The sequence below is a fragment of the Hansschlegelia beijingensis genome (assembly GCF_045505405.1).
GTDB classification, from domain to species: Bacteria; Pseudomonadota; Alphaproteobacteria; order Rhizobiales; family Methylopilaceae; genus Methylopila; species Methylopila beijingensis_A.
Genome location: NZ_JBJKEX010000084.1, coordinates 1 through 10,156, shown reverse-complemented (window position 1 = coordinate 10,156; position 10,156 = coordinate 1). Strand labels below are relative to the sequence as shown.

Below are 10,156 nucleotides of genomic sequence, written 5' to 3'. Positions count from 1 at the left end.
CGCCTCCGTGGGCGCGATGGCCTTCCGGGCGGCCGAGACCGATCTGGGCCGGGCGCTGCTCGCGAGCCGGGGCGCGCGGATCCATGCGGCCGGCTCCCTGACGATCGACCGCTGGGGTGGTTCCGAGCGTGTGTGCCTTCGGGTGGTGGACGCCGCGCGCGCGGAGTTTTGACGCGCTTGTGCATGAGCGCGCGCTTGCCCGCGAAGTGTGAACGCGCCAACTGTCGACATCTTCGCAGGCTAGCGTCGACCTTCCCCACAGCATCATCTGAAGAGCTCCATTGTCCGACCCCGCACGCAGTGAACCCCTCGAGGCAGGCGACCAGCCGCAACTGGCGGGAGGAGGTTTCTCGGAGGTCCTGCAGCGGCTGAGCGAAGGCGAAGTCGAGCGGGTCAGCGTCGGGGCGATTCTGGAGGCGTTCGGCGACCGGGCCTTCGGAGCCCTGCTGCTGGTGTTCGCGCTTCCGAACGCCCTGCCGATGCCCCCCGGGACCTCGGCGGTCCTCGGCGCGCCGCTGGTGTTCATCGCCTTTCAGCTGATGATCGGCCGCTCCGTGCTGTGGCTGCCCAGTTTCATCACCAAGCGGTCCATGCGCCGCGAGGACTTCGGCGCGCTCACCGCGAAGGTCGTCCCCTGGGTCAAGCGGCTGGAGCGGCTCCTGAAGCCGCGCGCGCAGCTGCTGACCACCCCGGTGGCCGACCGGTTCACCGGAGCGGCCTGCTTCGCGCTGTCGCTGATTCTCTTCCTGCCGATTCCCTTCGGCAACATGCCGCCTGCCGTGGCGATCTCGGCGTTCGCGCTTGGCATGCTCGAAGCCGACGGGGTGGCGATCGCGATCGGCTGGCTGTCGACCACGGCCAGCTTCGGGATCATGGTGGCCCTGTGGAAGGTCGTCCTGGCTGGCGTCCACGCTTTTGCGGCCCCGGTGCTGCGGCTCTTCGGCCTCTGAGCACCGCGCCGGAGCTTCTGGCTTGCCCAGGCCCGGCAACCCCCCTATACGTCCCCCCGCCGCGCCCTTCGTCTATCGGTTAGGACGTCAGCCTTTCACGCTGGAGAGACGGGTTCGACTCCCGTAGGGCGCGCCACTTCCGCCATTCATGGCGTTGATCTGAAATCCTCTTATCAGTCTCGATGACTCGTCGCCGCCGCACGACGGCGGGCCGCAGGCGCGGCCTGCTGATGCGCTTTGAGGAAGTGGCGGGCGCCTCGCGTCATGGCTTCCGTTCCGCGGCCTTCCACGAGGCTGCAGGGCCCGAGGGAGCGTCAGGGGGCGGAGACCGAGGGCGGGGACTGCCGACCGCTCCACGGCCGGCGGAAGGGGCGCGGAGGCGGCGCGGTCCTCGTCCGTGAACCGACCGTCCACTGAAGGCGACGAAAGGTCGGCTGAACTCGAAGGGTTTTGGGGCGCTGACGCCAGCGTCCCGCTCGGCTCACGCCGACCGCCGAGTCGCTTGGCCGGTCGCCCTGGACTCGTCCTGACGGCGGGCGCGGAAGTCGTGGCCCTCAGGCGTCGAATCGCGCCCCGGGCTCGAGTCCCGCAGCCCGGGCCCAATCGGCCGCTGGCGCTTTCGCTTCGCCCTCCGGCTGGACGCGCGTCACCCGGAACCGCCCATCGGCGCACACGACCACAAACCCGTCCTGCTCGACAGCCACGACCTCGCCGAGCTTGCCGCCGATGTCCTTGGGCGTCTTGGCGGGCAGAGGCCTGGCGTCCAGGATCTTGAGGACCTGGCCGCCGAGGGTCGTCCAGGCGCCGGGGGAGGGGTTGCACCCCCGGATCAGCCGGTCGATCTGCTGCCACGGCTTGCCCCAGTCGATCCGGGCGTTGCCCTTGCGGCAGAGGCCCTCATAGGTCGCCCGGCTTTCGTCCTGCTTGATGCGCGGCGCCTTGCCCGCCTTCACGAGGTCGACGGCTTCGAGGATCGCCTCGACGCCCATCGGGAACAGGTGATCGAAATAGACGGAGCCGAGCGTATCCTCGGGGCCGATCGGGGTGGTCTTCTGCAGAAGCACGTCGCCGGTGTCGAGGCCGTCATCGGGCCAGAAGATCGAGAGCCCGGTCTCCGTCTCGCCCTTGATGATCGGCCAGTTGATCGCCGACGCGCCGCGATAGGCCGGCAGCAGGGACGGGTGGTACTGGATCGAGCCGTGCGTCGGGATGTTGAGGAAGCTCGACGGCACGAACAGCGTGACGAAGGCCATGACCTGGAGGTCGGGCTTCAAGGCGCGGAACTCTTCCGCCACCGCCTCGTCCTTGTAGGAGGAGGGCTGCCGGACTTCGAGCCCGGCGGCGAGAGCGGCCTCCTTCAGCGGGTCGGCCTTCTGGCCCTCCTTCTCGGGGGCGACATAGACCGCGACGACCTCTTCGCCGCGAGCCAGCAGCGCCTCGAGCACCGCCTTGCCAAAAGCCTGTTGGCCGTGAACGACGATCCGCATCGAGTCTCTCCGCGATTCTCGGCGCTGATCGAATGCGCCGACTATGACGACGGCCGAAGGGTTTAGAACGTGGATGCGCTCGAACCAGCCGACGCCGTGCTGTGGCTGACCGACATCACCCTGTCTCGGGCCGAAATCAAGGTCGAGGTGTCAACGCCGCCATACGACTGCGGGCGACACAGAGCCACTGGGCGCGCTTACGCCAAGTATGTTCTGTCAGACGACGATGGCTGGAAGGGCGTCGCGGCGTTCTTCCGTCGTCACGGCGAAGCGATCCGGCGACTCATCGCGTCCGGCGCCATCGGGGCGGCTACGCTCGATGTAGCGTTTCTCTTTCCCGCAGACAGGATCTCGCGGAGCGCAGAGATCCCGGCAGACGTTGCGGCGGTCGTCGGGGCGTCCGGCGTCAGCCTTGTGATCTCGGCCTACCCGTCAGACGGTAGCTGAGACGACGGCTTTCGGCCGCCGCAGAAGAAGCCCTGCCGCCGGGGCGGCAGGGCTTCAGTTAACACGCTGGCAGCCTTACTCCGCCGCGAGCTTGGTCACGCGGCCGCAGGCGCCCGACCCTTCGATCTCGGCGAGTTCGTTGTCGTCATAGCCGAGAACCTCGCGAAGGATCTCCTCGGTGTGCTCGCCGAGCAGGGGCGAGCGGACGACCTCGACCGGGCTGTTCGACAGCTTGATGGGGCTGCCGACCGACAGATACTTGCCGCGCGTCGGATGATCGACCTCGACCACGGTGCCATTGGCGCGCAGCGCCTCGTCCTCGGCGATCTCCTTCATCGAGAGGATCGGTCCGCAGGGGATGTCGTACTCGTTGAGGATGTCCATCGCCTCGAACTTGTCGTGCTTCATCGTCCACGCCTCGATGCGCGTGAAGATCTCGTTCAGATGCGGCAGACGCGCCTTCGGCGTGGCGTAGTTCGGGTCCGTCTTCCAGCTCGGCTCGCCGATGATGTCGCAGATCGGCTCCCACACCGCGGCCTGGGTGATGAAGTAGATGTAGGCGTTGGGGTCGTGCTCCCAGCCCTTGCACTTCAGGATGCGGCCGGGCTGGCCGCCGCCGGAGTCGTTGCCGGCGCGCGGGACGGCGTCGCCGAACGGCACGCCCTCTCCGAACTGGCTGTATTCCTTGAGCGGGCCGCGCTCGAGGCGCTGCTGGTCACGCAGCTTGACGCGGCAGAGGTTCAGCACGGCGTCCTGCATCGCGCAGTCCACCTTCTGGCCCACGCCCGAGTGGGTGCGGTGGTAGAGCGCCGTCACGATGCCGAGCGCGAGATGGAGGCCGGTGCCGGAATCGCCGATCTGCGCGCCGGTGACCATCGGAACGCCGTCGCGGAAGCCGGTCGTCGAGGCCGAGCCGCCGGCGCACTGCGCGACGTTCTCATAGACCTTGCAGTCCTGATAGCGGCCGGGGCCGAAGCCCTTGACGGAGGCGACGATCAGTTTCGGGTTGGCCTCGTGCAGCTTCTCCCAGGAGAAGCCCATCCGGTCGAGCGCGCCGGGCGCGAAGTTCTCGACCAGGACGTCGCACTCCTTCACGAGCCGCCAGAGCACTTCCTTGCCCTTGGGGCTCTTGGTGTCGATCGTGATCGAGCGCTTGTTGTGGTTCAGCATCGTGAAATAGAGGCTGTCCACGTCCGGGATGTCCTGGAGCTGCTGACGGGTGGCGTCGCCGGCGCCCGGGCGCTCCACCTTGATGACGTCCGCGCCGAACCAGGCGAGCAATTGGGTGCAGGTCGGGCCCGACTGGACATGGGTGAAGTCCAGGATCCGGACCCCTTCGAGAGCCTTGCTCATAACGTCTTCTCCTCCCGTCCCGGGCCGATTGCTATGCCGTTGCACTGGTGTGCCAGCCTTTAAGCGGAATGGCGTCGCGGGAAAAGCGCCGTCAGTTCGCCTGTCCGCGTCCAGTCGGCAGACTTAAGTCGAATGCGCCGACGAGGAGGCCTGTTGAGCGCCTTGGAATATCGCGCGTCCGCGTCCGGCCTTCGAATAGCTGGCATGCCACGAATCGGCCTGTCAACGAGCGCTGCGGCGCCAACGCGCTCCGTTTTCGCTGCAGTGCGGGCTGCGGCTCACCGCCCTAACGCCCTGAGGCGCCAGCCGGAATATCTCGAGCGCTCCGCACGCTCTCATGAGCGATCGGGCTACGTCTGAGTCTGGTTGAGGCGGCCGCGCCGTCCCAACCCCCGGGATACGGGGAGCCTGTTTCTCGCCCTGAGCCGAAGATTTTTTTCAACCTCCACGCCGATTTTTTTTCCTCAATCGCCACAATGTGATCGCCCTATTTTCTGCCTTGCGGACGCTCACGGAAATGTGTGGTTGTGGGTTTTGGCGCTTGCCCTCCTGGCATTAGGCATACCAGGATGCCTCCAAGGGTGGCGTTGACCGCTCGGCAAAAGCGAAAGCTTAAGGGGTAGGAAATGACTGTTTCTGAGACTGGGGGCCAAGCGCCCCGGGTCAGCGACGCCTATCGCTGGACCCAGCTCGCCGTCGGCGTGCTCTGCATGGTGATGATCGCCAACCTGCAATATGGCTGGACGTTCTTCGTCACCGACATCCAGAAGACCTTCGGCTGGGACCGCGCCGCCATCCAGTGGGCGTTCACGCTGTTCGTGCTGTTCGAGACCTGGCTCGTCCCGGTCGAAGGCTGGTTCGTCGACAAATACGGGCCGCGCTCCGTCGTCATGTTCGGCGGCGTGCTTTGCGGCGTCGGCTGGGTGATCAACGGCTACGCGACGTCGCTCACCGGCTTCTATATCGGCCAGGTGGTCGCGGGCATCGGCGCGGGCGCCGTCTATGGCACCTGCGTCGGCAACGCTCTGAAGTGGTTCCCGGACAAGCGCGGCCTCGCCGCCGGCATCACGGCCGCCGGCTTCGGCGCGGGCTCGGCGCTGACCGTCGCCCCGATCCAGGCGATGATCGCCAATTCGGGCTTCCAGGCCGCGTTCATCAATTTCGGCATCGGCCAGGCCGTGATCATCATGATCGCCGCCATCTTCCTCGTCGGCCCGATGACCGGCCAGGTTCCGGTTCCGGTGGTGAGCCACAACATCGTCCAGTCGCGGCGGAACTACAGCCCCGGCGAAGTGCTCAAGCACCCGATCTTCTGGCTGATGTACCTGATGTTCGTCGCCGTGGGCGCGGGCGGCCTGATGGTCACCGCGAACCTGAAGCCGATCGCGGCCGACTTCCACATCGACAAGATCGACGTCACGCTCGCCGGCCTCACCATGACGACCGTGACCTTCGCGGCCACGATCGACCGCATCCTCAACGGCCTCACCCGTCCGTTCTTCGGCTGGATCTCCGACAGGATCGGCCGTGAGAACACGATGTTCATCGCGTTCGGCTTCGAGGGCGTGGGCATCTACCTGCTGTACCTCTACGGCCATGACCCGGTGATGTTCGTCATCCTGACGGGCCTGGTGTTCTTCGCCTGGGGCGAGATCTACTCGCTGTTCCCGTCGACCTGCACCGACACGTTCGGCTCCAAGTTCGCGACCACCAACGCCGGCCTGCTCTACACGGCGAAGGGCACTGCGGCTCTCCTGGTGCCGTTCGCCAACATCCTGCAGCAGTCCAGCGGCTCGTGGGACGGCGTGTTCCTCGTGGCGGCCGCGGCGAACATCCTCGCTTCGCTGCTTGCGATCCTCGTCCTCAAGCCCTGGCGCCGCAGCGTGGTGGCCAATGCGCAGATCGAGACGCAGGACGCCGCAGCGCCGCGGAGCGCGCCAGCCGTCTGACGTCGGGCGAGCCCCGCCGCCCGACCGCTCGGTCCGAAAGGCCTTCGGCGATCCCCGCCGGAGGCCTTTCAGCATCAAGGGCGATCGATCCTCGGCGCGATGACGGCGCCGGGCCCCGGAAAACCATCGGTCGTCGTCCGGGCCGTTCTCTCAGTCTTTAGTCTGCGGCGGTATGAAACTTCGCCACAGCGCATCGCTCTGGTATGCAAAGTAGGCGGTCAGAGTTGTCCGGGGAGTGAATGCTTTGAGAACACCGTTGCGCTGGCCTGTCGAGGACGACCCGCACGACGAACTCGTTCTCGAGCGTTTTGCGCCTGAAGAGACCTACAAGACGAGGGTCTACGCCGCGCTCAAGCAAGCCATCGTCAACATGGACATCTACTCCTCGGAGGATCCCACCTGGCTTGACGAGCGCCAGCTTTCGGAGCGCCTGGGCGTGAGCCGCACGCCCGTCCGCGAGGCGATCGCCATGCTGGAGCAGGAGGGATTCGTGAAGTCGATGCCCCGCCGCGGCATCATGGTTCTGAAGAAGACGCGGCGCGAAGTCACCGAGATGATCGAGGCCTGGGCCGCGCTGGAGAGCATGGCGGCCCGCCTTGCCGCCCAGAAGGCGAGCGACTCCGACATCGGCAAGCTCCGCAAGCTTTTCGAGGGCTTCAACGAGACGCACAGGCCGGCCGATTACCTGAGCGAGTATTCAGCCGCCAACATCCAGTTCCACCAGACTCTCATCAGGCTCAGCGGCTCGCACGTGCTGCTCGAGATCACGTCGAACATCCTCATGCATGTCCGCGGCATTCGGCAGATTACGATCGGCCGCGACGACCGCGCGACGCGCTCGATGGACGACCATCTGGCGATCATCGAAGCGCTGGAGCGCCGGGACGTGGACGGAGCGGAACGCCGTTCGCGGGAGCACACGCTTGGGCTTGCGCGCTACGTCGAGGAGCACGGCGACATCTTCGACTGAACGGCCGCGAGCGTCCGCCCTTGGGCGACTTGGCGCTCGGGATCATCGGGTATACCAAAGAGCGCTGCCCAGGCGCCCGATGGAGGGACTTGTCGCGCCATGCGACTCCACGAATTCCAGGCGAAGCGGCTGCTGGCCGACTACGGATTGCCCACGCCTCGCGGCGGGGTCGCGTTCACGCCCGATGAGGCGGAGGCGATCGCCCGTGACCTTGCGGTCACCCCGCTCGCGGTGAAGGCGCAGGTCCTCGCCGGCGACCGGCTGCAGGCAGGCGGCGTGCGCATGGTTCAAGGGCCGGCCACGGTACGTTCGGCCGCCGCCTCGATGCTGGGACAGCGGCTCGCGACCGCCCAGACCGAAGACGAAGGCCTGATCGTCCGGCGCGTCTATGTGGAGGAGGGGGTCGCGATCGCGCGGTCGCTCTACCTGACGCTGCTGATCGATCTCAGGACCGCCGGACTTGTCGTCATCGGCAGTCCCGAAGGGGGCGAGGGGATCGAGGAGCGCGAGCGCCGAGGCGACCTGCGCTGCGAACGACTGAGCCTGCCCGTCAGCGGTCCTGCCGATCGCGCGGAGCTCTCCGGCTTCCTCGGCCGACTCGGCCTGGAGGGAGCGACCCTCGAGCGTGGTTGTGATCTCGTCGAGGGGTTGAGGCGCGCCTTCGTGGAGCTCGACGCCAGCCTTATCGAGATCAACCCGCTGGCGGTCACGGCCTCCGGCGAGCTCAAGGCGATCGACGTCAAGATGGCGATCGACGACAACGCCCTGTTCCGTCACCCGGAGCTCGCCTCGTTGCGCGACGAGGCCGAGGCCGAACGGCTGAAGCTGAGCGCGCACCGCAACCAGCTCAATTTCGTCCAGCTCGACGGCGACATCGGCATTGTCTCCAACGGCGCCGGGCTGGGCCTCGCGACGCTCGACATGGTGCATCGCGCCGGCGGGCGGCCGGCGAACTTCATGGACATCCGAACCACCGCGCGCAGCCTCGACATCGCGCACGGCTTCGCGCTGCTGCTCGACAATCCGAAAATCCGCACCCTGCTGATGAACGTGCATGGCGGCGGCATGCAATCCTGCGACACGATCGCCGAAGGCCTTGGCATCGCGCTGCGCAAGTCGGGCCGCAAGCTGCCGATCGTGGTCCGCCTCGCCGGCCTCAACGCCGACCTCGGGCGCTACCGGCTCGCAAACTTCGGCTGCCACGTCATAGAAGCGCCGGACATGGGGACGGCTGCGGAACAAGCTGTCGCCGTCGCGGCGGGGAGGACCTGAGATGGCGATCCTCCTCGACCGTGACACGCGCGTGCTGTGCCAGGGGATGACCGGCTGGGCCGGCAGCCACCACGTCGCGCAGATGATCGAATACGGCACCCAGGTCGTCGCCGGCGTCACGCCCGGCAAGGGCGGCCGCACGCATCTCGGCCTGCCCGTCTATGACCGGGTCGCGGACGCCCGGAGCGAGACCGGAGCGAACGCCAGCATCGTCTTCGTGCCCCCTGCCAATGCGGCCGCGGCGATGATCGAGGCCATCGAAGCCGAGATCCCGCTGGTCGTGACAGTGACGGAGCGGGTCCCTGTGCTCGACATGGTGCGGGTGCGGGACGCCCTGAAGGGCTCCGGCACACGGCTCGTCGGCGCCAACTCGCAGGGCGTGCTCGCGCCCGGAATCTGCAAGCTCGGCGTCATGGCGACGGGGTCGGAGCGGCCCGGCGGCGTCGGCGTCGTCTCGCGCTCCGCCTCGCTCACCAGCGAGGTGGTCGCGCAACTGACCGAGGCCGGCCTGGGGCAGTCCACCACCGTGGGCGTGGGCGGCGATCCGGTGCATGGCATGTCGATGCGTGATTGCCTCGAGCTGTTCCTCGCCGACGACGAGACCAAGGGCGTCGTGCTGATCGGGGAGATCGGCGGCTTCGAGGAAGAAGAGGTCGCCGACTTCATCGCGCAGGAAAGGCCAGCCAAGCCGATCGTGGCGCTGGTCGTCGGGATCCACGCGCCGCGCGAGCGTCGCATGGGCCATGCGGGAGCTCTGACGTCCGGCGGGTCCGGAGACGCGGCCGCCAAGGCGGCGGCCCTGGAGCGCGCCGGCGCCCGCATCGCCGCCAGCGCCCATCTCGTGGGCCGTACGATGGCCGAAGCGCTGTCCGGCGGCCGCTGAGGGCGGCGGTCGCTCACAGGCGAACCCGACAATCGAGGCGCTGTTCGAAGCCTGGCGCGGCCAGGCGGCGAGCGCCCGCGCTTTGGCCGGACGCCGTCGAGGAACCGCAAAGTGATGGGGACGGCGCCTCGCCAAGGCTGTCTCGGAACTGCAAGTTCACGGTCCGCTGTTTCGTCGCGAGAAAGGATCGTCGCCAATGATTCCCGCCGCATCGGCCCGCTGGGCGCCCTACGTCCTCAGCATCCTGCGGATCATGTCCGCGCTGCTGTTCATCACCCACGGAACGATGAAGCTCATCGGGTTTCCGGCCGCCTATCCCAACCCGTTGACGGCGCTCTCCGCCACGGCCGGCGGGCTGGAGCTGTTCGGAGGCCTGTTGCTCGCGCTCGGCCTCTTCACCCGCCCCGTCGCGTTCCTGCTGTCGGGGCAGATGGCGGTCGCGTACTTCATGGCCCACGCGCCGAAGAGCTTCTATCCGGTGCTGAACGGAGGCGACGCGGCGATCCTGTTCTGCTTCGTCTTCTTCTATCTCGTGTTCGCCGGTCCGGGCCCGTGGAGCATCGACGCCATGCGGGCGAAGGGCCGCCCGGTCTGAGGCTTGTTCTCGAGCTTCGGTCCGTCCAGCGGCGCAAGGCCCGAGCGGGCCGCGTCCCCTTTGGTCGCGGCGCTGCGCCGCGCCGAGGCGATCGCCCGTGCGAGCCGCCGGAGATCGGGGAGCGGAGCGGCCTTGTTGTCGTAGAGATGACGGTCGAGTTCGGCGATCGCCGCCCGGATGTCGCTGCGGCCTGACCACGCCGCGGTCCGCTCCGGTTCGGCGCGCGCAAGCTCGGAGATCGCGGCGCGCG

At 67.6% G+C, this 10,156-nt stretch carries 9 protein-coding genes, 1 tRNA gene and 1 pseudogene; 8 read left to right on the top strand and 3 right to left on the bottom strand.

Going from position 1 to position 10,156, the window contains the following annotated elements; genetic code table 11:
* Nucleotides 1–281: 281 nt before the first annotated feature.
* Both ACIKT0_RS07710 and ACIKT0_RS07705 read left to right on the top strand, forming a co-directional pair.
* The gene (locus tag ACIKT0_RS07710) at nucleotides 282–950 is read left to right on the top strand and encodes an exopolysaccharide biosynthesis protein (RefSeq protein WP_407104773.1); all 669 of its coding nucleotides are present in this window, start codon (nucleotides 282–284) and stop codon (nucleotides 948–950) included.
* Nucleotides 951–1,011: 61 nt separating this feature from the next.
* Nucleotides 1,012–1,086: transfer RNA gene (locus tag ACIKT0_RS07705), tRNA-Glu, on the top strand.
* 418 nt (nucleotides 1,087–1,504) lie between these two features.
* On the opposite strand, the gene ACIKT0_RS07700 is transcribed toward ACIKT0_RS07705, so the two are convergent.
* Entirely contained in the window at nucleotides 1,505–2,437 is a 933-nt protein-coding gene (locus ACIKT0_RS07700) for a methionyl-tRNA formyltransferase (protein ID WP_407104772.1), read from the bottom strand.
* A gap of 69 nt (nucleotides 2,438–2,506) precedes the next feature.
* Between ACIKT0_RS07700 and ACIKT0_RS07695 the strand changes: the two genes are divergently transcribed.
* Complete coding sequence (locus ACIKT0_RS07695; protein ID WP_407104770.1) at nucleotides 2,507–2,884, top strand: hypothetical protein; 378 nt, start codon at nucleotides 2,507–2,509, stop codon at nucleotides 2,882–2,884.
* A 75-nt stretch (nucleotides 2,885–2,959) separates the two neighbouring features.
* Here the strand turns inward: ACIKT0_RS07695 and frc are convergent, their stop codons facing one another.
* Nucleotides 2,960–4,237, bottom strand: a complete 1,278-nt coding sequence (frc, locus tag ACIKT0_RS07690; protein ID WP_407104769.1) for a formyl-CoA transferase — start codon at nucleotides 4,235–4,237, stop codon at nucleotides 2,960–2,962.
* A 626-nt stretch (nucleotides 4,238–4,863) separates the two neighbouring features.
* On the opposite strand from frc, the gene oxlT reads away from it, so the two are divergent.
* The 5 genes from oxlT to ACIKT0_RS07665 all read left to right on the top strand — a co-directional run bounded on the left by oxlT (nucleotide 4,864) and on the right by ACIKT0_RS07665 (nucleotide 9,906).
* Nucleotides 4,864–6,186, top strand: a complete 1,323-nt coding sequence (oxlT, locus tag ACIKT0_RS07685) for an oxalate/formate MFS antiporter (protein ID WP_407104767.1) — start codon at nucleotides 4,864–4,866, stop codon at nucleotides 6,184–6,186.
* A 256-nt stretch (nucleotides 6,187–6,442) separates the two neighbouring features.
* Entirely contained in the window at nucleotides 6,443–7,156 is a 714-nt protein-coding gene (locus ACIKT0_RS07680; RefSeq protein ID WP_407104766.1) for a GntR family transcriptional regulator, read from the top strand.
* A 99-nt stretch (nucleotides 7,157–7,255) separates the two neighbouring features.
* Nucleotides 7,256–8,428 (top strand): ADP-forming succinate--CoA ligase subunit beta, encoded by a 1,173-nt coding sequence (gene sucC / locus ACIKT0_RS07675; RefSeq protein ID WP_407104765.1) that lies wholly within the window; start codon nucleotides 7,256–7,258, stop codon nucleotides 8,426–8,428.
* A gap of 1 nt (nucleotide 8,429) precedes the next feature.
* Entirely contained in the window at nucleotides 8,430–9,311 is an 882-nt protein-coding gene (gene sucD, locus ACIKT0_RS07670; protein WP_407104764.1) for a succinate--CoA ligase subunit alpha, read from the top strand.
* Nucleotides 9,312–9,507: 196 nt separating this feature from the next.
* Nucleotides 9,508–9,906, top strand: a complete 399-nt coding sequence (locus tag ACIKT0_RS07665) for a DoxX family protein (RefSeq protein ID WP_407104763.1) — start codon at nucleotides 9,508–9,510, stop codon at nucleotides 9,904–9,906.
* Here the strand turns inward: ACIKT0_RS07665 and ACIKT0_RS07660 are convergent.
* Nucleotides 9,837–10,156, bottom strand: a pseudogene (locus ACIKT0_RS07660) (hypothetical protein); the annotation flags it as partial. The gene ACIKT0_RS07665 and the pseudogene ACIKT0_RS07660 overlap by 70 nt on opposite strands.